Source organism: Pseudochrobactrum lubricantis, assembly GCF_041929865.1.
Classification (GTDB): Bacteria; Pseudomonadota; Alphaproteobacteria; order Rhizobiales; family Rhizobiaceae; genus Pseudochrobactrum; species Pseudochrobactrum saccharolyticum.
Map to the genome: position 1 here is coordinate 347,879 of NZ_JBHEEE010000003.1, position 19,797 is coordinate 367,675.

At 52.1% G+C, this 19,797-nt stretch carries 18 protein-coding genes and 3 tRNA genes; 3 read left to right on the plus strand and 18 right to left on the minus strand.

The window, feature by feature from the left end; translation table 11 throughout:
- Positions 1-29 precede the first annotated feature (29 nt).
- The 17 genes from JNC80_RS08700 to JNC80_RS08780 form a co-directional block, all read right to left on the minus strand.
- A complete protein-coding gene (locus JNC80_RS08700; RefSeq protein ID WP_075655558.1) occupies positions 30-1,748 on the minus strand; it encodes a ribonuclease J in 1,719 nt (572 codons plus the stop codon).
- A gap of 367 nt (positions 1,749-2,115) precedes the next feature.
- Entirely contained in the window at positions 2,116-2,895 is a 780-nt protein-coding gene (locus JNC80_RS08705; protein WP_376710083.1) for a biotin--[acetyl-CoA-carboxylase] ligase, read from the minus strand.
- Between the two features lie 64 nt (positions 2,896-2,959).
- Complete coding sequence (nuoN, locus tag JNC80_RS08710) at positions 2,960-4,396, minus strand: NADH-quinone oxidoreductase subunit NuoN (protein ID WP_376710084.1); 1,437 nt, start codon at positions 4,394-4,396, stop codon at positions 2,960-2,962.
- Positions 4,397-4,413: 17 nt separating this feature from the next.
- Positions 4,414-5,919 carry an NADH-quinone oxidoreductase subunit M gene (locus JNC80_RS08715; protein WP_022711732.1) on the minus strand — a complete coding sequence of 502 codons (1,506 nt, stop codon included), beginning with the start codon at positions 5,917-5,919 and terminating at the stop codon, positions 4,414-4,416.
- On the minus strand, positions 5,919-7,901 hold the full coding sequence (nuoL, locus tag JNC80_RS08720; protein WP_075655566.1) for an NADH-quinone oxidoreductase subunit L: 1,983 nt from the start codon (positions 7,899-7,901) through the stop codon (positions 5,919-5,921). Before nuoL ends, JNC80_RS08715 begins: the two co-directional genes overlap by 1 nt.
- Before the next feature lie 7 nt (positions 7,902-7,908).
- On the minus strand, positions 7,909-8,217 hold the full coding sequence (nuoK, locus tag JNC80_RS08725; protein WP_022711734.1) for an NADH-quinone oxidoreductase subunit NuoK: 309 nt from the start codon (positions 8,215-8,217) through the stop codon (positions 7,909-7,911).
- Positions 8,218-8,230: 13 nt separating this feature from the next.
- Entirely contained in the window at positions 8,231-8,851 is a 621-nt protein-coding gene (locus JNC80_RS08730) for an NADH-quinone oxidoreductase subunit J (RefSeq protein WP_376710085.1), read from the minus strand.
- 314 nt (positions 8,852-9,165) lie between these two features.
- Positions 9,166-9,657 carry an NADH-quinone oxidoreductase subunit NuoI gene (nuoI, locus tag JNC80_RS08735; RefSeq protein WP_022711736.1) on the minus strand — a complete coding sequence of 164 codons (492 nt, stop codon included), beginning with the start codon at positions 9,655-9,657 and terminating at the stop codon, positions 9,166-9,168.
- A gap of 11 nt (positions 9,658-9,668) precedes the next feature.
- Positions 9,669-10,715 carry an NADH-quinone oxidoreductase subunit NuoH gene (nuoH, locus tag JNC80_RS08740; protein WP_075655568.1) on the minus strand — a complete coding sequence of 349 codons (1,047 nt, stop codon included), beginning with the start codon at positions 10,713-10,715 and terminating at the stop codon, positions 9,669-9,671.
- A gap of 126 nt (positions 10,716-10,841) precedes the next feature.
- Positions 10,842-12,923 carry an NADH-quinone oxidoreductase subunit NuoG gene (gene nuoG / locus JNC80_RS08745; RefSeq protein WP_376710086.1) on the minus strand — a complete coding sequence of 694 codons (2,082 nt, stop codon included), beginning with the start codon at positions 12,921-12,923 and terminating at the stop codon, positions 10,842-10,844.
- A 127-nt stretch (positions 12,924-13,050) separates the two neighbouring features.
- Positions 13,051-14,358 carry an NADH-quinone oxidoreductase subunit NuoF gene (nuoF, locus tag JNC80_RS08750; RefSeq protein WP_075655572.1) on the minus strand — a complete coding sequence of 436 codons (1,308 nt, stop codon included), beginning with the start codon at positions 14,356-14,358 and terminating at the stop codon, positions 13,051-13,053.
- A gap of 3 nt (positions 14,359-14,361) precedes the next feature.
- Complete coding sequence (gene nuoE, locus JNC80_RS08755) at positions 14,362-14,991, minus strand: NADH-quinone oxidoreductase subunit NuoE (protein WP_022711740.1); 630 nt, start codon at positions 14,989-14,991, stop codon at positions 14,362-14,364.
- On the minus strand, positions 14,991-16,181 hold the full coding sequence (locus JNC80_RS08760; protein WP_022711741.1) for an NADH-quinone oxidoreductase subunit D: 1,191 nt from the start codon (positions 16,179-16,181) through the stop codon (positions 14,991-14,993). The genes nuoE and JNC80_RS08760 overlap by 1 nt, the downstream gene beginning before the upstream one ends.
- Complete coding sequence (locus JNC80_RS08765) at positions 16,174-16,614, minus strand: GFA family protein (protein ID WP_376710087.1); 441 nt, start codon at positions 16,612-16,614, stop codon at positions 16,174-16,176. The genes JNC80_RS08760 and JNC80_RS08765 overlap by 8 nt, the downstream gene beginning before the upstream one ends.
- Positions 16,615-16,642: 28 nt before the next feature.
- Positions 16,643-17,251 (minus strand): NADH-quinone oxidoreductase subunit C, encoded by a 609-nt coding sequence (locus JNC80_RS08770; protein WP_028233835.1) that lies wholly within the window; start codon positions 17,249-17,251, stop codon positions 16,643-16,645.
- Positions 17,252-17,263: 12 nt separating this feature from the next.
- Positions 17,264-17,833, minus strand: a complete 570-nt coding sequence (locus tag JNC80_RS08775; protein WP_033316155.1) for a NuoB/complex I 20 kDa subunit family protein — start codon at positions 17,831-17,833, stop codon at positions 17,264-17,266.
- Positions 17,834-17,868: 35 nt separating this feature from the next.
- The gene (locus JNC80_RS08780) at positions 17,869-18,234 is read right to left on the minus strand and encodes an NADH-quinone oxidoreductase subunit A (protein ID WP_022711745.1); all 366 of its coding nucleotides are present in this window, start codon (positions 18,232-18,234) and stop codon (positions 17,869-17,871) included.
- Between the two features lie 492 nt (positions 18,235-18,726).
- On the opposite strand from JNC80_RS08780, the gene JNC80_RS08785 reads away from it, so the two are divergent.
- The gene (locus JNC80_RS08785) at positions 18,727-18,948 is read left to right on the plus strand and encodes a hypothetical protein (RefSeq protein ID WP_376710088.1); all 222 of its coding nucleotides are present in this window, start codon (positions 18,727-18,729) and stop codon (positions 18,946-18,948) included.
- A gap of 115 nt (positions 18,949-19,063) precedes the next feature.
- Here the strand turns inward: JNC80_RS08785 and JNC80_RS08790 are convergent.
- A tRNA-Asp gene (locus tag JNC80_RS08790) sits at positions 19,064-19,140 on the minus strand.
- Between the two features lie 410 nt (positions 19,141-19,550).
- Here JNC80_RS08790 and JNC80_RS08795 point away from each other — a divergent pair.
- Positions 19,551-19,626: transfer RNA gene (locus JNC80_RS08795), tRNA-Val, on the plus strand.
- 101 nt (positions 19,627-19,727) lie between these two features.
- Positions 19,728-19,797, plus strand: a tRNA-Val gene (locus JNC80_RS08800).

Consider the following 19,797-nt stretch of genomic DNA (forward strand, 5'->3'; position numbering starts at 1 on the left):
GGCGAAATATTTATCCTGAACAGAAACGATCAGGCTTCCGGAATACGGGTGACAAAAACTGTGGTCACCGGCTTTTTGCCCCAGACATCATTGGCCGCAGCACGCACTGCACGCCGCGCGGCTTCACGCACCAGCTCGATATCCTTGCGACGCGCGCGCGGAATACTGTCAACAGCGCTGACGACTGCATCATAGAGCAGGTCTTCAATCAGATTGCGCTGACTGTCTTCTTCCGGCAAACCAAAGGCCACAACCTCCGGCTCATCATAAATTTTATGCTGATTATCAAGAAGAATGGACACCGCCACATGGCCGACATAGGCCAGCTTGCGGCGCTCGGTGATGCCCATTTCATCTTCATCACCAATCAGACGACCGTCTTTATAGATGCGGCCGTAAGGCGCCTCATCAATAATCTTCGCTGGCCCCGGAGCCAAACGCAGCACATCACCGTTACGCACCTGTGCCACATCCGGAATACCGGCCTGTATGCCCAATGTGCCTTGCGCAACCAGATGCGCAGCTTCACCATGCACCGGCACCAGAATTTGCGGGCGTACCCACGCATACATGCGCTTCAGCTCATTGCGGCGCGGATGACCGGAAACATGCACAAGCGCATCATCATCCGAAATGATCTTGATGCCCTGCTCGATCAGCATGTTTTTGATTTCAATGATCGATTTTTCATTACCCGGAATAGTACGGGACGAGAAAATCACCGTATCACCGGCGGTCAAAGCCAGTGAGCGCATTTCATCGCGCGCCAGCTTGGCCAGCGCAGCGCGTGGTTCACCCTGACTACCGGTCAGCACCATCACCACATTTTCACGCGGGACATAGCCGTAATCTTCTTCCGAGAGGAATTCCGGCAGACCTTCCATATAACCAAGCTCGGTTGCTACCGAGATACAACGCTTCATCGAACGGCCAACAACCAGCACCTGACGACCGGCATCACGTGCAGCTTCGGCAATCGAGCGGATACGGCCGACATTGGAAGAGAATGTGGTGATTGCCACACGACCTTTGGCATTTTCGATCAGCTCACGCAGGCTTTCCGATACCTGACGCTCGGACGGTGATTCACCCTCGCGCATCGCATTGGTGCTGTCGCAGACCAGTGCCAGTACGCCTTCATTACCCAGCTGTTCAAAACGGGTTTCGTCGAGCACAGGCCCGAGCGACGGCTCCGGATCGATCTTCCAGTCACCCGTATGGATCACACGGCCAAGCGGCGTAGTAATCGCCAGCGATACCGGCTCAGGAATGGAGTGGGTAACGGCCAGTGCTTCAATCTTGAAGCTGCCTACTTCAAAACTTTCACCGGCGCGGAACACGGTCACCGGAATTTCCGGCGCATTATATTCAGCCTGACGTTTGGCTTCGAGCAATCCGGCGGTAAACGGGGTCGCATAAACCGGCAGGCGCAGACGCGGCCAGAGATCCAGCAGCGAGCCATAATGATCTTCGTGCGCGTGGGTAATGATAATGCCGCGGATATTATTACGCTCGGCTTCCAGATAGCGGATATCCGGCAGGATCAGGTCAGCCCCCGGCAATTCAGGACCTGCAAAACTCACGCCCATATCGATAATGATCCATTCACGCGCATGCTCCGGCCCGTAGCCATACATTGCGAGGTTCATACCGATTTCGCCTACGCCGCCCAATGGCAGGAACACCAGTTCCGCTTTGCCATTCACAGCGCTATCGTTTTGCACATCATCCAAACGGGACTGGGGCATTCCCCCTCCTCAATAAATATTACTTCCGACACATTATCATGTGGCATTTTCCATGCTCTTTTAAAGACAGAGCCGGATGCACACAGGCATGACAATGCAAATTCAACATATTAAAGCATTTCCAGCAAAAGTGGGTACCGGTTTTGCGCCGGATAATGCGTAAAACAAAGAATTAGAGCGGTTCCAACGATTCAGTCATAACTGGAAGCGCTCTAATTTCATGACCGCTAAAGTGATTTGAAGCAAGAATAGTTCTCAAAAATTCTCAACTTACAAAAAGAAAACTGAAGTTTTGCACTTCAACTTAACAATTATAGCAATACCGGCCTTTTACCAGTTCACAGCCTGCACTTCATTACAGGATGCTTTAGCGTGTTTCAGCACCAAAGAAAACCTCACCGGCGGAGATCGTCTGTTTACGCCCCTGTGGCAGGCTCAGAACCAGATGTCCCTGCGGATCGATCGAGGAGAAGATACCTTCCAATGTCTCGCCGCCGCTTTGCACCCGAATGACTTCACCCAGCCTTGCCGCATGACGCAGCCAATGGGTACGGATAGTTTCCAGACCCTGACCGTCATTCCACAAAGCAAAATTCACAGCAAAGCGCTCTGCCAGCGCCTGCAAAAGCTGTTCTGCACCCTGTGTATAACCATTGGCTTTCAGACTGCTTACCGCATAGGGCACGCCTTCCGGAATATGCAGCACATTCACACCAATACCGATAACCAGAGCCTTGCGCCCGTCTTTCAGCAAAGCAGATTCCAGCAGGATACCCGACAGTTTCGCACCATCAGCCAGCACATCATTCGGCCATTTCAGCTGAAACCGTGTCTCTGTCTCCGGCAGCAATTGCTCAACGGCTTCAACCAGTGAAAGACCGGCGACGAAGCTCAGTGTGGCAGCCAGCTCCAGCGGATAATCATGAATAAGCAGCAAGGTTGCAGCGAGATTACCGGTCTGTGTTGACCATTCACGACCACGACGACCACGGCCGGAGCGCTGATCCTTGGTCACATACCAGACAGCGCTTTCCGCCCCTGTCTGTGCTTCTGTCAAAGCCTCGGCATTGGTTGAACCGATATATTCGAATTCCTTTAGCCCGTAACCGGCAGCAATTGCTTTCTCACTCAGAACAAAACTCATCATGCACCTTACAAAAAGAAACGCCCGGCATAAACCGGGCGTTTATAACATGCTTATTCAGATCGTATCAGAAAAATGCTTTGGCAGCATTTGTCGCCCAGATCATGATCGGCGAAGCGATCAGCGCATAGAGCAGAACGAAAGCTGCGGATACGCCCATCACCAATTTCAGCTCACCGGCGGGTGCTTCAAGACCGCCTGCAGGCTCATCAAACCACATGATTTTGATAACGCGCAGATAGTAGAAGGCACCAACAACGGAAGCCACGATACCGATAACCGCCAGCGGCACCAGACCAGCCTGAACTGCTGCAAGGAATGTGTACCACTTACCAAAGAAACCGGCCAGCGGAGGAATACCTGCAAGCGAGAACATGAAGATGGTCATGATTGTCGCCATCACCGGATTGGTGCGGGACAGACCGGCCAGATCATTGATCTCTTCAACAGTGCCGCTCTTGTTACGCATTGCCAGAATGAATGCGAATGTACCCAGTGTCATCACCAGATAGATCAGCATGTAAATAGCAACGCCGCGCACACCGTCTACAGTACCGGCAGCAAGACCAACCAGAGCATAACCAACATGGCTGATGGACGAATAGGCCATCAGGCGTTTGATGTTCTTCTGACCGATCGCCGCGAAAGCACCGAGGATCATCGAGGCCAGAGCCACGAAGACGATGATCTGCTGCCAGTCAGCGGTCAGCGGGGCAAAGGCACCCATGGTCACGCGTACCAGCAATGCAACAGCAGCCATTTTCGGAGCCGCAGCAAAGAAAGCGGTTACAGGGGTTGGCGCGCCTTCATAAACATCCGGTGTCCACATATGGAACGGAACAGCGGAGATTTTGAATGCCAGACCGGCCATGATGAAGACCAGACCAAAAACCAGACCCAGCTGACGCTCGCCGCCGGTAACGGCAGCAGCAATATCAGCAAAGTTGATTGTGCCGGTGTAACCATAGACCAGAGAAATACCGTAAAGCAGCATACCCGAAGACAGAGCGCCGAGAACGAAATATTTCAGACCAGCTTCTGTGGAACGCACGCTGTCGCGGTTGAAAGCGGCCAGCACATAAAGCGCCAGCGACGACATTTCAAGGCCGAGATAGAGAGCCAGCATATTGTTGGCGGATACCATCAACAGCATACCGACAGTCGACAGCACAACCAGAACCGGAAACTCAAACTTGTTGAATTTCTGGTCTTTGGCAAAGCCGACCGACATGATCAGCGTGACGACCGAACCGATCAGCGTCAGCACTTTCATGAAACGGGTGAAGCTGTCGCTGATAAATGCCGAGCCGAAAGCAGCGCCATCAGCAGGGAAAACCAGCACGAGTGCGAGCGCACCAAGCAACAATGCTACGGAGAGACCCGTAACAATGGTGTTGGCACGGTCGCCGGAAAATACACCCACCATCAGCAGCACCAAGGCGCCAACTGCGAGCAGCACCTCCGGTGCAGCGAGAGTAAGGTGGGCAATCAGATCGGTGTACATCGCTCGATGCCTTCGTCTTAATTTGCAACAGGCATGGCAACACTTGCCACAGCCGCATTGTAGTTGGTGACCAGAGCGTCAACGGCACTCGCAGTCGCATCAAAGACCGGAACCGGATAGACACCGAAGAAGATCGTCAGAATGACGAGCGGATACAGGATTGCTTTCTCACGCGGAGACAGATCCAGCAGCGCTTTCAGGCTTTCCTTATCAAGCGCACCGAAAATGACGCGGCGATAGAGGTAGAGCGCATAGGCAGCCGACAGGATAACACCGGTTGTTGCAATCACAGCAATCCATGTATTGGCCTGGAATACACCGAACAGTGTCAGGAATTCACCGATAAAGCCGGAAGTCCCTGGCAGACCAACATTGGCCATGGTGAGGATCAGGAACACAACCGCATATTTCGGCATGTTGTTGACCAGACCACCATAGGCCGAGATATCACGTGTGTGCATACGGTCGTAAACCACGCCAACGCAAAGGAACAGACCGCCAGAAATGATACCGTGCGACAGCATCTGGAACAATGCACCCTGCACACCCTGCGCATTGGCAGCAAAGATACCCATGGTCACATAACCCATATGGGCAACGGACGAATAGGCGATCAGCTTTTTGATATCGGTCTGAACCAGAGCCACCAGAGAGGTGTAAACAATGGCGATAACCGAGAGCCAGAATACGAATGGTGCAAAGTCTGCGGAAGCCAGCGGGAACATTGGCAGCGAGAAACGCAGGAAGCCGTAGCCACCGAGTTTCAGGAGAATACCCGCCAGAATAACCGAACCGGCTGTCGGCGCTTCAACGTGCGCGTCAGGCAACCATGTATGAACCGGCCACATCGGCATCTTCACCGCGAAAGAAGCGAAGAAGGCCAGCCACAACCATGTCTGCATTGATGCAGGGAAGTCGTATGCCAGAAGGGTCGGAATATCCATTGTACCGGCGGTGAAATACATTGCCATCATAGCAATGAGCATCAGCACCGAGCCCAGCAGCGTATAGAGGAAGAATTTCAGGCTGGCGTAAACGCGGCGCTGACCACCCCATACACCGATGATAATGAACATCGGAATAAGGCTTGCTTCAAAGAAGACGTAGAACAGGAACATATCCAGTGCGCAGAACACACCGATAACGAGCGTTTCAAGGATCAGAAACGCAACCATATATTCCTTGACGCGGAAGTCCACGGACTTCCAGCTCGCCAGAATACAGAACGGCATCAGGAATGCGGTCAGAACCACAAACAGCATGGAAATACCGTCCACGCCCATGTGATAGCTGATGCCTTCACCGAACCATGCATGTTTCTCAACCATCTGGAAACCGGCATTTGAATTATCAAAGCCTGCCCAGATCACCAGAGACAATGCAAACACAAAGATTGTGGTCAGAAATGCAACATTACGGATATTGCGGCGCGCTGCCTCGCTGTCGTCCTTGATCAAGAGGATCAAGAACGCACCTACGAGCGGCAGAAACGTGACCGTTGAGAGAATTGGCCAGTCGGTCATCAGAAAGAGCTCCCGATCATCATCCAGGTGACGAGCGCGGCGACACCGATAAGCATCGCGAATGCGTAGTGATAAAGGTAACCGCTCTGCAGCTTAACAACGCGGTTGGTAATGCCGACTACACGAGCCGCCACACCATTCGGCCCCATGCCGTCGATAATCTTGGTATCACCGGTTTTCCAGAGGAAGCGACCAAGAGCCATGCTCGGGCGAACGAACAGGAAATCATAGAGTTCGTCGAAGTACCATTTGTTCAGCAGGAACTGGTACAGGCCAGGATGACGGGCTGCAATTGCCTTCGGTGTTTCCGGCGAGCGGATATAGAAAGCCCATGCAAAGATGAAACCCAGCACCATTGCAATGAACGGCGAGAATTTAACCCAGGTCGGCACACCGTGGAAGTCATGCAGAATGTGGTTATCCGCACCGGTGAACAAAGCACCCTTCCAGAAAGCATCATAATGATCGCCGAAGAAGTAACCGACGAAGAAGAAGCCTGCGAAAAGTGCACCAACTGCGAGAACGAACAGCGGAACCAGCATCACCGGAGGTGAGTCATGAACGTGATGCATAACTTCAGCGGTGGCGCGTGGCTTACCGTGGAAAGTCATGAAAATCAGACGCCATGAGTAGAAGGATGTGAATGCAGCAGCGATCACCAGCAGCGTGAAGGCAAAGCCCGATGCAGCTGAGTGCGAAGCAAATGCAGATTCAATAATCGCATCTTTGGAGAAGAAGCCGGCAGTACCGATAACAGTGCCCGGAATACCAAGACCTGTCAGCGCAACAGTACCGATAATCATCATCCAGTAGGTGGTCGGGATCAGCTTACGCAGACCACCCATACGACGCATATCCTGCTCATCAGATACCGCATGGATCACCGAACCGGCACCCAAGAACAGCAGAGCCTTAAAGAATGCGTGTGTGAACAGGTGGAATACGGCAGCGCCGTAAGCGCCGACGCCGAGTGCCACGAACATGTAACCGAGCTGCGAACAGGTCGAATAAGCAATCACGCGCTTGATGTCGTTCTGTACCAGACCAACGGTCGCGGCAAAGAATGCAGTGATCGCACCGATAATGGTTACAACCAGCAGAGCTGTTTCAGACTGTTCAAAGATCGGCGACATGCGCGCAACCATGAACACACCTGCGGTCACCATTGTCGCCGCGTGGATCAGAGCCGACACAGGTGTCGGGCCTTCCATCGCATCAGGCAACCATGTGTGCAGCAGGAACTGTGCCGATTTACCCATCGCGCCCATGAAGAGCAGCAATGCAACAACGGTCAGAGCGCCTTGTTTGTCGAGTTCAAAACCGAGGAAGCTTAAGACAACCTGCGATGCATTTTCACCGGCAGCATAATTCTGGGCTGTCGAGAAGATCGTGGCATAATCCACGGCGCCGAACAGAACGAAGATACCGAAAATACCAAGCAGGAAGCCAAAGTCACCAACGCGGTTGACCACGAAAGCTTTCATCGCAGCCGCATTGGCCGAAGGTTTCTTATACCAGAAGCCGATCAGCAGGTAGGATGCAAGACCCACGCCTTCCCAGCCGAAGAACATCTGAACCAGATTGTCAGAAGTTACCAGCATCAGCATCGCAAAGGTAAACAGCGACAGGTAAGCAAAGAAACGCGGACGATGCGGATCGTGATGCATATAGCCGATCGAGTAGATATGCACGAGCGCCGACACGCTGTTGATAACAACAAGCATGATCGCGGTCAGTGTATCCACACGGATCGCCCAGTCAAAAGACAGGGTACCGGAAGTCAGCCAGTGCAGAACCGGCACACGGACAGGCTCGGAGGAGCCCATTGCAACAGTAAAGAACGCAACCCATGACAGCGCAGCCGCAATCACGAGGAAGCCGGAAGTGATATATTCGCTGGCTTTGGCTCCGATCTTATTGCCGAAAAGTCCGGCAATAAGAAAGCCCAGCAGCGGAAGGAAGACGATCGCGTAGTAGAGCATCTGCCCGTCAACCTTTCATGACATTGACATCTTCCACCGCGATAGAACCACGGTTACGGAAGAACACGACAAGAATAGCAAGACCGATTGCTGCTTCAGCAGCTGCAACAGTCAGGACGAAGAGTGCGAAAACCTGCCCGACCAGATCGCCGAGCGTTGCGGAAAACGCAATGAAGTTCAGATTGACCGAGAGAAGAATAAGCTCGACCGACATCAAAATGACGATCACATTCTTACGGTTGAGGAAAACCCCGAAAACGCCAAGCGTAAACAGGATCGCCGACACGGTCAGATAATGTTCGATACCGACTACCATCATGAGGCTCCTGTTAAATACCCTTGCCTGTTTCGACTTTTTTGATCTCGATCGCAGTTTCCGGTGTACGGGCAACCTGCGCAGGGATCGACTGACGTTTGACGCCTTCTTTATGACGCAGGGTCAGCACAATCGCGCCGATCATCGCCACCAGCAGGATCAGGCCGGCAATCTGGAAGTAGAAAACGAAATCCGTATAGAGAATGTCGCCAAGCGCCTGTGTATTCTGGCGTGTCGCCACATCAGGGATCGGGTAAGCGGCATTTGCTGCAATTTTCGGCGAGAAGATCGAGGCGGAGAATGCCAAAATCAATTCTGCCAGCAGAACCACACCGACCAGAGCACCAACCGGCGCATGTTTAAGCGCACCCTGTTTGAGCTCAGCAAAATCCACATCCAGCATCATGACGACGAAGAGGAAGAGAACCGCCACAGCACCGACATAAACAACCACAAGGATCATTGCCAGGAATTCAGCGCCCGTCAGCAGGAACAAAGCCGCTGCGTTGAAGAAAGCCAAAATCAGAAACAAGACCGAGTGAACGGGATTGCGTGCGGTGATAACCATCAGCGCACTCGCAATCATGATGAAGGTGAATAAATAGAAAAACGCCGCCGCTATACCTGTCAGCATGGGGTTCCCCAATATCCTTTAACTTGGCAAGGCAACTTGCCTGTCCTACCACCTCATATCCCACAGCCAAAAACCGCGACATGAGGCAAAACTTCAAGCACAACAGCCATGAGCACCAAAAGCTCCGGCTATTGCACCAACTTAAATATTCAGAGCATTTCCGGTTTAAATTGAACCGCAGGAAATGCTCTATCTTTTTGTTTTCCGACGCGCATCTTATCCGAAAACCGCTTCGCACTTTTCGGGATGCGCTTCAGCCCTGCCCTTTCCGGACAGAGAAACTCATCTTAGCGATCCGATGGGCTTAGCCCATCTTAGCGATAAGGTGAGTCCATCGCGATATTGCGCGCAATTTCACGTTCCCAACGGTCACCATTGGCGAGCAGCTTTTCTTTATCATAGTAAAGCTCTTCGCGGGTTTCCGTGGCGAATTCGAAATTCGGCCCTTCAACAATCGCATCAACCGGACAGGCTTCCTGACAGAAACCGCAATAGATGCATTTGACCATATCAATGTCATAACGCACGGTGCGGCGGGTTCCGTCATTGCGGCGCGGACCGGCTTCAATTGTAATTGCCTGTGCCGGGCAGATCGCTTCGCAAAGCTTACAGGCAATGCAGCGTTCTTCACCATTCGGATAACGGCGCAGGGCATGTTCACCGCGGAAGCGCGGTGAAACAGGACCTTTTTCATGCGGGTAGTTCAATGTTGCCTTAGGCGCAAAGAACTGACGCATGGAGAGAAAGAATGCTCCGACGAATTCTTTCAGAAGCAGTGATTTAGCGGCTTGAGCGATAGAAGCCATGTGATGTCTCCTTAACCTACGAGGCCGGTAAATTTGAGGAATGCAGCGGTTGCCACAACCATGAACAGCGAGATCGGCAGGAATACTTTCCAGCCCAGACGCATCAGCTGGTCATAACGGTAACGCGGTACGAATGCCTTCACCATCGCAAACATGAAGAAGCACATGCAGAGCTTCAGCATGAACCAGACAATGCCCGGCACCCATGCAAGGAACCATACATCCACGATTGGCAGCCAGCCGCCAAGGAACAGAATGGTCATCAATGCGCACATCAGAGTGATGGCAACATATTCACCGAGGAAGAACAGCAGGAACGGTGTCGACGAGTATTCGATCATATGACCGGCAACAAGTTCGGATTCCGCTTCAACCAGATCGAACGGAGGACGGTTGGTTTCCGCCAGTGCTGAGATGAAGAAGATCACGAACATCGGGAACAGCACGAGCCAGTTCCAGTCGAGGAACGAGTTCGGCAGACCCAGCGAAGTACCAAGACCTGTGGACTGAGACAGCACGATGTCGGTCAGGTTCAGGGAACCGGCAACCAGCAACACTGTTACAATCACAAAGCCGATCGAAACTTCATAAGAAACCATCTGCGCTGCGGAGCGCAGTGCACCGAGAAACGGATATTTCGAGTTTGAAGCCCAGCCACCCATAATCACGCCATAAACTTCAAGTGAAGATATAGCGAGAATGTAAAGGATACCGACATTGATATTGGCAATTGCCCAGCCTTCACTGACCGGAATAACTGCCCATGTTGCCAGTGCCAGCAGTGCCGAAATAAACGGCGCCAGCAGGAACACGGCTTTGTTGGCACCCGATGGGATGATCGGCTCTTTGAATACGAATTTCAAAAGATCCGCAAAAGCCTGAAACAGTCCCCAAGGGCCGACAACGTTTGGTCCCCGACGCAACTGTACCGCAGCCCAGATCTTACGATCCGCATAAAGCAGATAGGCTACAACAATCAGCAATACGACGAGCAGAACGACTGACTTCAGCGCTATGATCAGCGCCGGTAAGACGTAAGCTGCAAAAATACCGTCCATTTTCCCGTCTCTCTCTTACAGCACTGCGTAGTTTTAATTCCCACGTAAGGGCAAGCTGTAAACCTTATTATTTAGCAATATCAGCTCCTTAAACCCGAAAGCTTAAGGAGCTGTATGCATCAATGCTTATTCGGCTGCCGCTTGGAAGCCACCCTTTGCCAGCGCGGAACATTCAGCCATCACAGCTGAAGCACGGGCAATCGGGTTTGTCAGATAGAAATCTGTGACAGGCGAAGCAAATGCAACGCCTTTAACTGCAGCTGCTTTTGCACCGAGAGCTGCGATATCCGCAACCTGACCGGCAGCCACTGCGTCAATCTGAGCCATATGCGGATAGTCCGCATAAAGCGCTGCACGCAGCTGAGCCAGACTGTCAAACGGCAGTTTCGCGCCCAGAATATCAGACAATGCACGCAGGATTGCCCAGTCTTCCTTGGCTTCACCCGGAGCAAAACCGGCACGGTTTGCCAGCTGAACGCGGCCTTCCGTGTTTACATAGGTACCGGATTTTTCTGTATAGGTGGAACCTGGCAGGATCACATCAGCAGCGTGGGCACCGGCATCACCATGGGTGCCGATATAAACAACGAAGCTCGAACCTTTGTTGGACAGATCAAGTTCATCTGCACCGGCAAGGAACAGCACATCCATCTGGCCGACCATGTCAGCAGCTTTAGCACCGCCCTCACCCGGCACGAAGCCGAGATCAAGTGCGCCAACGCGGGCAGCAGCAGTGTGCAGAACTGCAAAACCGTTCCACTCTTCGCTCACTGCGCCAACGGCATTCGCCAAAGCAGCAGCCTGAGCCAGTACAGCCTCACCGGTTTCACCGGTCAGTGCACCCTGACCAATCAGGATCAGCGGACGCTGTGCGTTTTTCAGAACATCAAAGAACTTGTCTTTGCCGCTTGCTAGCTGAGCCAGCGTATCAGAACCGGCGCCGAGATAGTTATAAGCATAACGCAGGTCTGCCTGTTCACCGATCAGACCAATCTGCAGTCCACCCTGACGCTGACGCTTCAGAATACGTGCATTGAGCACCGAAGCTTCAAAACGCGGGTTGGAACCCACGATCAAAATCGCATCAGCCTGTTCGATACCTTCAATCGTCGGATTGAAGATGTAAGAAGCACGGCCGAATTTAGGATCAAGCGCAACACCATCCTGACGGGCGTCAATATTGACGGAACCGAGTTTGGTCATCAGGCTCTTCAATGCGTAGAGTTCTTCCACATTGGCCAGATCACCGGCAATCGCGCCGATTTTGGCAGCTGAAGTCTTGGCAACAGCAGCTTTAACCGCAGCAAAAGCTTCGCTCCAGCTTGCAGCCTGCAGACGACCATTGACGCGAACATAAGGGCGGTCAAGACGCTGGGTGCGCAGACCATCCCAGATGAAACGGGTCTTGTCGGAAATCCACTCTTCGTTCACCTGTTCGTTAAGACGCGGCATAATACGCATCACTTCACGACCACGGGTATCAACGCGGATGTTTGAACCAAGAGCATCCATCACGTCGATAGATTCTGTCTTGTTCAGCTCCCAAGGACGTGCCTGAAACTCGTAAGGCTTGGATGTCAGCGCACCGACCGGGCACAGATCAATCACATTGCCCTGCAGTTCAGAGGTCATTGCGCGTTCGAGATAGGTGGTGATTTCAGCATCCTCACCACGACCTGTGAGGCCGAGCTCGGAAATACCGGCAACTTCCGTGGTGAAACGAACGCAGCGCGTGCAGTGAATGCAGCGTGTCATGATCGTTTTGACCAGAGGGCCGATATATTTGTTTTCAACAGCACGTTTGTTTTCGCGGTAACGCGAACCATCGGTACCGAAAGCCATTGCCTGATCCTGCAGATCGCACTCACCGGCCTGATCGCAAATCGGGCAATCCAGCGGGTGATTGATGAGCAGGAATTCCATCACACCTTCACGGGCCTTTTTGACCATAGGTGTGTTGGTGAAGATTTCAGGTGTTTCGCCGTTCGGGCCCGGACGCAGATCGCGTACGCCCATAGCGCAGGATGCAGCCGGCTTCGGCGGTCCGCCTTTAACTTCAACCAGGCACATGCGGCAATTGCCGGCAATGGAGAGGCGTTCGTGGAAACAGAAACGCGGCACGGTAGCGCCAGCCTCTTCGGCTGCCTGAAGAAGCGTGTAGTGATCGGGTACTTCGATCTCGTTACCGTCAACTTTGATCTTTGCCATCGCTTGTCCAAACCTGCGGCACTTGCCGCATTCTTTTAAACCCGCGGCATCCGCCGCATCATATTAATTCTGCGGCAATGCCGCTTCATGACTGAACGGGCAGACCGCAACCGGCCTGCCCTGAAGCTTATTCCGCAGCTTCGAGCCGGATATTACGGCTCTGAACAGCATTGCGGGTATAATCATCAATACGCTTTTCAATTTCCGGACGGAAATTGCGGATCAGACCCTGAATTGGCCATGCAGCAGCATCACCAAGCGCACAGATCGTATGACCTTCAATCTGCTTGGTCACATCGAACAGCATGTCGATTTCGCGCTTCTGCGCGTTACCGGTAACCATGCGCTCCATAACGCGCCACATCCAGCCTGTACCTTCACGGCAAGGCGTGCACTGACCGCAGCTTTCATGCTTGAAGAAGGCCGACAGACGGGCAATCGCTTTGATGATGTCGGTTGACTTATCCATAACGATAAGACCGCCGGTACCGAAAGACGACTTAACATCGCGCATACCGTCGAAGTCCATGATGGCGTCCATCATGTTTTCTGCGGTAACCACAGGACAGGATGCACCACCCGGAATAACTGCAAGCAGATTGTCCCAACCGCCGCGGATACCGCCGGCATGTTTTTCAATCAGTTCGCGGAACGGAATACCAAGTGCTTCTTCAACAGTGCATGGTGTGTTCACATGACCGGAAATCTGGAACAGCTTGGTACCGACATTGTTCGGACGGCCGATGGAAGAGAACCATGCACCGCCGCGACGCAGAATGGTCGGAGCAACTGCAATGGATTCCACGTTGTTCACAGTGGTCGGGCAGCCATAAAGACCCATATTCGCAGGGAACGGAGGTTTAAGGCGTGGCTGGCCTTTTTTGCCTTCAAGGCTTTCCAGCAGCGCAGTTTCTTCACCGCAGATATAAGCGCCCGCACCATGGGAAACGAACACGTCCATATCCCAGCCGCACTTGTTGTTTTTGCCAAGCAGACCGGCTGCGTAGCATTCATCAATTGCTGCCTGCAGGGCTTCACGCTCACGCATGAATTCACCGCGGATATAGATGTAAGCTGTATGTGCGCCCATTGCGCAACCGGCAATCACGCAGCCTTCGATCAGCGTATGCGGATCATGGCGCATGATATCACGGTCTTTACAGGTGCCCGGCTCCGATTCGTCGGCATTGACAACGAGGTAATGCGGACGACCGTCGCTTTCCTTCGGCATGAAGGACCATTTCATGCCGGTCGGGAAGCCCGCACCGCCACGACCGCGAAGGCCCGAAGCCTTCATCTCATTGATGATCCAGTCACGGCCTTTTTCGACAAAACCTTTGGTATTGTCCCAATGGCCACGGGACATAGCGCCTTTCAGCGACTTGTCTTTCAGACCATAAATATTTGTAAAGATGCGATCTTTATCAGCCAGCATCAATCAGCCCTCCGCTTTCGGATTGCCATCAGTCAAAGATGTCAAACCACCAATCGGCGCAGAGAAATCACGGTCGATCTGCGGACCCGGCTTGATGGTGTCGCCTTTACCTGCCTCAAAAGCATCAATGATTTCTTCAAGGCGTTCAGGTGTCAGGTCTTCATAAGCGTCTTTGAAGATCATGACCATCGGCGCATTGACGCAAGCACCCTGACATTCAACTTCTTCCCAAGACAGTGTGCCCGAAGCATTTGGTGTCAGCGGATCATGATGAATTTTGTGCTTGCACACTTTCATCAGCTCTTCAGCACCGCGCAATGCGCATGGTGTTGTACCGCAAACCTGAATATGGGCGCGTGTACCAACCGGCTTGAGCTGGAACTGGGTATAGAATGTTGCCACTTCCAGAACGCGGATCAGCGGCATTTCCAGCATAGCTGCAACATGCTCAATCGACGCCTTGGTGACCCAGCCATCCTGTTCCTGCGCACGCATCAGCAGCGGAATAACCGCAGACTGCTGGCGACCTTCAGGGAATTTCTTAATTGTCTTTTCAGCCCAGGCCTGATTTTCCGCATTAAACGAAAAGCTGGCCGGCTGAACGGAATCATCTGCGAGACGACGGACGGACATCAGCGGTCTACCTCACCAAACACAATATCGAGCGAGCCAAGGATCGCGGAGACGTCGGCCAGCATATGACCGCGACACAGGAAATCCATGGCCTGAAGATGAGCAAAACCCGGTGCACGCAATTTGCAACGATACGGTTTATTAGTGCCGTCAGACACCAGATAAACACCGAATTCACCCTTCGGTGCTTCCACTGCGGCATATACCTCGCCTTCCGGCACATGGTAACCTTCAGTGTAAAGCTTGAAATGATGGATGAGAGCTTCCATCGAGCGTTTCATTTCGCCGCGTTTCGGCGGAACAATCTTATTGTCCATATTCGACACAGGGCCGACGCGCTCTTTGCCGAGCAGCAGTTCACAGCACTGGCGCATGATGGAAGCGGACTGGCGCATTTCTTCCATACGGATCAGATAGCGGTCATAGCAGTCGCCGTTCTTACCGATCGGAATGTCAAATTCCATTTCATTATAGCATTCATAAGGCTGCGATTTACGCAGATCCCATGCTGCACCCGAACCGCGCACCATGACACCGGAGAAACCCCATGCCCATGCATCATCCAGCGACACAACGCCGATATCAACGTTACGCTGTTTGAAAATACGGTTGCCGGTAATCAGATTGTCCAGATTGTTCAGCGTCTTGAAGAACGGATCAATCCAGTTGGCAATATCCTGAACCAGCTGTTCAGGCAGATCCTGATGAACACCGCCCGGACGGAAATAGGCTGCGTGCATACGGGCGCCGCAAGCGCGCTCATAGAACACCATCAGCTTTTCACGCTCTTCAAAACCCCAGAGCGGCGGTGTCAGCGCACCAACGTCCATAGCCTGTGTGGTTACGTTCAGCAGGTGATTGAGAATACGGCCGATTTCCGAGTAAAGTACACGGATCAGCTGACCGCGCTTCGGCACATCAATACCGAGCAGGCGTTCAACCGCCAGCGCATAAGCGTGTTCCTGATTCATCGGCGCCACGTAATCGAGGCGGTCGAGATAAGGCACAGCCTGCAGATAGGTTTTGGCTTCCATCAGCTTTTCGGTACCGCGATGCAGCAGACCGATATGCGGATCAACACGCGCCACAACTTCACCATCGAGCTCGAGCACCAGACGCAGAACGCCGTGCGCCGCCGGATGCTGCGGGCCGAAGTTGATATTAAAATTTCTTACTTGTGTCTCAGCCATTCTCGGCATCCTGTGTAGAGGCAAAAGCTGCCAGAAACTCTGCTTCCGTCATTTTGCTCGTATCATTGGCAAAAGCGTAACTATCAGGCTTACAGTCGATATAAATCTCTGTTGTAAACCTGAATTGCGAAGGATCTTCAAACGCCTGAACGGAAACAACATTATGGGAACCATCCTGCATGCGCCACATCAGAGTGGAGCCGCAGACTTTGCAGAAACCGCGTTCACCCCATGCGGATGAACCGTAAAAGCCGAGATCATCACCTTTGGTGACTTCAAGACTGTCTCCGCAATCCACACAGAGAAACACACCGCCGGACCAACGGCGGCACATTGAACAGTGGCAGGCGCCCATTTCGTCATTCACAGGCTTCGCCGAAAACTGCACTGAACCACAGAGGCAGCGACCTTCCAACTTAGCACCATCAGACATTTTTAAATCCTTCAGCTAACGTGACAGATTAATTTGACTTCGCTTTCTCATCGCCCGGAAGCACATAATCTGTTGCTTCCCACGGGGACAAGAAATCAAAATTACGGAATTCCTGACGCAGCTCAACCGGCTCGTAAACAACGCGTTTGACCTGATCATCATAACGGACTTCGACAAAACCGGTCAGCGGGAAATCCTTACGCAGCGGATGACCTTCAAAACCGTAATCTGTCAGCAGACGGCGCAAATCCGGATGACCGGAGAACAGTATGCCGTACATGTCGTAAGCTTCACGCTCATACCACAATGCACCCGGATAAACGCCGGTGATTGACGGCACAGGTGTATCTTCATCGGTGATTACGCGAATGCGGATACGCAGGTTATGACGTGGCGACATCAGCTGATAGACCACATCAAAACGATTGACGCGGCCCGGATAGTCCACACCGCTCAGATCGGTGAAATTCACGAACTGGCACTGCACATCATCGCGCAGGAATGTCAGCACAGAAATAATCTGACTGCCCGGCACAGTGATGCTCAGCTCACCGTAACGCAGTGATGTTTCATCGATTTTGCCTTCGAGGCGTTCGGACAGATAGGCCGAGAGTTCATTGAGAGCTTCTTGAATCATCATATCCCCCAATCAACGCTCAATCGTACCGGTGCGGCGAATCTTCTTCTGCAGCATCAGAATGCCGTAGAGCAGCGCTTCAGCGGTCGGAGGGCAGCCCGGCACATAGATATCAACCGGAACAACACGGTCACAACCACGCACAACAGAATAGGAGTAATGGTAATAACCGCCGCCATTCGCGCAGGAGCCCATGGAGATCACATAGCGCGGCTCCGGCATCTGGTCGTAAACCTTGCGCAGCGCAGGAGCCATTTTATTGGTCAGCGTACCTGCAACAATCATCACGTCGGACTGACGCGGAGACGCACGCGGCGCAATACCGAAACGCTCAGCATCATAGCGCGGCATGGAAATATGCATCATTTCCACAGCACAGCAGGCCAGACCGAAAGTCATCCACATCAGCGAGCCGGTGCGCGCCCATGTAATCAATGCATCAGCAGAGGTAACAATGAAGCCCTTATCGGACAGTTCATTATTCAGCTCACCGAAAAACGCATCGTCCTGACCGATCAGCTTACCGGTATTCGGATCAATAATACCCTTAGGGCGGGGAGCTATCAGCGTCCCGCCACCCATATTGGCATTAGAAGACATAGTGTTTTGGCCAGAGGTCAATCCCATTCGAGGGCTCCCTTCTTCCATTCATAAATGAAGCCGATGGTGAGCACACCAAGGAAGACCATCATGGACCAGAAACCAAACATGCCAATTTCACCGAAGGACACAGCCCACGGGAACAGGAATGCAACTTCAAGGTCGAAGATGATGAAAAGAATGGATACCAGATAGAAACGCACGTCGAATTTCATGCGCGCATCGTCAAATGCGTTAAATCCGCACTCATAGGCGGACAGTTTTTCTGGATCCGGCTGTCTGTACGCGACCAGGAACGGCGCTACCAGCAACGCAATTCCGATCACCATTGCCACGCCAATAAAAATGACGATCGGCAGATAGGAACTTAAAAGCTCGTTCATTACCCTATTTCCGGCTTCAAGATGTAAAGTTGTGCACTACATAAGCCATTTGACGGCTACAGCCATGTGACACATTGCACCTTACAATCAATCTCGCCCAAACAGCTTCAAATGGCGTGCCGTGCGAATACAGTGCTTTGTGTGGGGACGGTTACCGCAGTCAACCCGTTTGCGCAAGCCTTTAAAGCACATGACTGCCCTGCGCTCACACGGATATGATTAATAAAAGCCATCCTGTTAACAACTCCGTGCCGCCCGCGTTTTGCGCAGACACCAGCAGTCATCACATCACTATATTACACAAGTTTCCGTAAAAATCATTCGGCTCTGATTTGCAGGCTAAAAAGAATCTGTTTCACACCGCAAGGCGAGTCGCCCCTCACCTCATGCGGCACATCATGCAAAATGCACAATATGCACAATCAGCCTGCAGATGAATCAATGTATTTTAAAACCTGATATTTTTTTGATTTATTTTTATGGGAAATGCCAATGCACGCACCACTTGGCGTGAGCGCAGAATTATTCATCCTGACCACCGCACTCCTGTCCGCAACTACCGGGATATTCGCTTATATCCTGCTGGATGGCAGCGGAACACCGACACTTATCGAGATCGTCGCTGTCAGCTCCCTGCTCATCAGCCTGATCGCATTCGCCACCACCCCACGGAAACCGACGAAATCACTTCAGCAGCCCTGCCGCCAAAATTGAAAAACAGGCAGCAATCCCCGCCCCTGCGGATATGCATTATAATAGATAGATCATAGAAAAGGATAATTGGCGGGGGGCGCCACTTTCTCTGAACTGTATTTTAAAGAAGAGAAAGTGGCGCGAGTGACGGGGCTCGAACCCGCGACCTCCGGCGTGACAGGCCGGCACTCTAACCAACTGAGCTACACCCGCGCAGTATTTTCAGAGATTATCTGAAAGCCTTAAGCTATTCGCTTGAGGCACCGTGACGTTTCCGTTCGGTATGGGCGCTGTCTAATGTGTTCACTATGAACTGTCAAGCGAGCTTTTGAAAGTTTTTCACCGAAAAGAGGATAAAAATGCGCAAAGCCCGAACAGAGCACTTTATATATATAGGCAGTCCACAAATGACCGATTTTATGCACAGCACGCGATAAAAAAACGAGCCCTCTCACTCCCTATAAGCATCTGAATTCAAAGAATCATCCGAAACATATGACGGGATGCATCAGGAATGTGAAGAAACAAAAATTAATTCAAATTTCTGTTTTATTTTTGATTTTTGCTCTTGCGCTTAGTCAAAGAATTCCTTAAACGAGCCTCACAGCCGCTTCAAAGCGAGCGGGCGATTAGCTCAGTTGGTAGAGCGCTTCGTTTACACCGAAGATGTCGGGAGTTCGAGTCTCTCATCGCCCACCATTCATTTCTGAGAAATCAGATTGGTGAATGACAATTATAGATATGTTGTGCTCATATTTATAATTGAAGACTTAAGTCAGCACATACCGCTTTTAGCGAGCGGGCGATTAGCTCAGTTGGTAGAGCGCTTCGTTTACACCGAAGATGTCGGGAGTTCGAGTCTCTCATCGC

Bases quoted from the DNA above. Each gene is read 5' to 3' on its own strand.
- JNC80_RS08780 (WP_022711745.1), bottom strand. From the start codon at position 18,234: ATGAACGAGCTTTTAAGTTCCTATCTGCCGATCGTCATTTTTATTGGC.
- nuoG (WP_376710086.1), bottom strand. From the start codon at position 12,923: ATGGCAAAGATCAAAGTTGACGGTAACGAGATCGAAGTACCCGATCAC.
- nuoI (WP_022711736.1), bottom strand. From the start codon at position 9,657: ATGGCTTCTATCGCTCAAGCCGCTAAATCACTGCTTCTGAAAGAATTC.
- JNC80_RS08760 (WP_022711741.1), bottom strand. From the start codon at position 16,181: ATGGCTGAGACACAAGTAAGAAATTTTAATATCAACTTCGGCCCGCAG.
- JNC80_RS08775 (WP_033316155.1), bottom strand. From the start codon at position 17,833: ATGGGTGGCGGGACGCTGATAGCTCCCCGCCCTAAGGGTATTATTGAT.
- JNC80_RS08765 (WP_376710087.1), bottom strand. From the start codon at position 16,614: ATGTCTGATGGTGCTAAGTTGGAAGGTCGCTGCCTCTGTGGTTCAGTG.
- JNC80_RS08785 (WP_376710088.1), top strand. From the start codon at position 18,727: ATGCACGCACCACTTGGCGTGAGCGCAGAATTATTCATCCTGACCACC.
- nuoL (WP_075655566.1), bottom strand. From the start codon at position 7,901: ATGCTCTACTACGCGATCGTCTTCCTTCCGCTGCTGGGCTTTCTTATT.
- nuoF (WP_075655572.1), bottom strand. From the start codon at position 14,358: ATGCTGGCTGATAAAGATCGCATCTTTACAAATATTTATGGTCTGAAA.
- nuoE (WP_022711740.1), bottom strand. From the start codon at position 14,991: ATGTCCGTCCGTCGTCTCGCAGATGATTCCGTTCAGCCGGCCAGCTTT.
- JNC80_RS08700 (WP_075655558.1), bottom strand. From the start codon at position 1,748: ATGCCCCAGTCCCGTTTGGATGATGTGCAAAACGATAGCGCTGTGAAT.
- nuoN (WP_376710084.1), bottom strand. From the start codon at position 4,396: ATGTACACCGATCTGATTGCCCACCTTACTCTCGCTGCACCGGAGGTG.
- JNC80_RS08730 (WP_376710085.1), bottom strand. From the start codon at position 8,851: ATGCTGACAGGTATAGCGGCGGCGTTTTTCTATTTATTCACCTTCATC.
- nuoH (WP_075655568.1), bottom strand. From the start codon at position 10,715: ATGGACGGTATTTTTGCAGCTTACGTCTTACCGGCGCTGATCATAGCG.
- JNC80_RS08770 (WP_028233835.1), bottom strand. From the start codon at position 17,251: ATGATTCAAGAAGCTCTCAATGAACTCTCGGCCTATCTGTCCGAACGC.
- JNC80_RS08705 (WP_376710083.1), bottom strand. From the start codon at position 2,895: ATGATGAGTTTTGTTCTGAGTGAGAAAGCAATTGCTGCCGGTTACGGG.
- nuoK (WP_022711734.1), bottom strand. From the start codon at position 8,217: ATGGTAGTCGGTATCGAACATTATCTGACCGTGTCGGCGATCCTGTTT.
- JNC80_RS08715 (WP_022711732.1), bottom strand. From the start codon at position 5,919: ATGACCGACTGGCCAATTCTCTCAACGGTCACGTTTCTGCCGCTCGTA.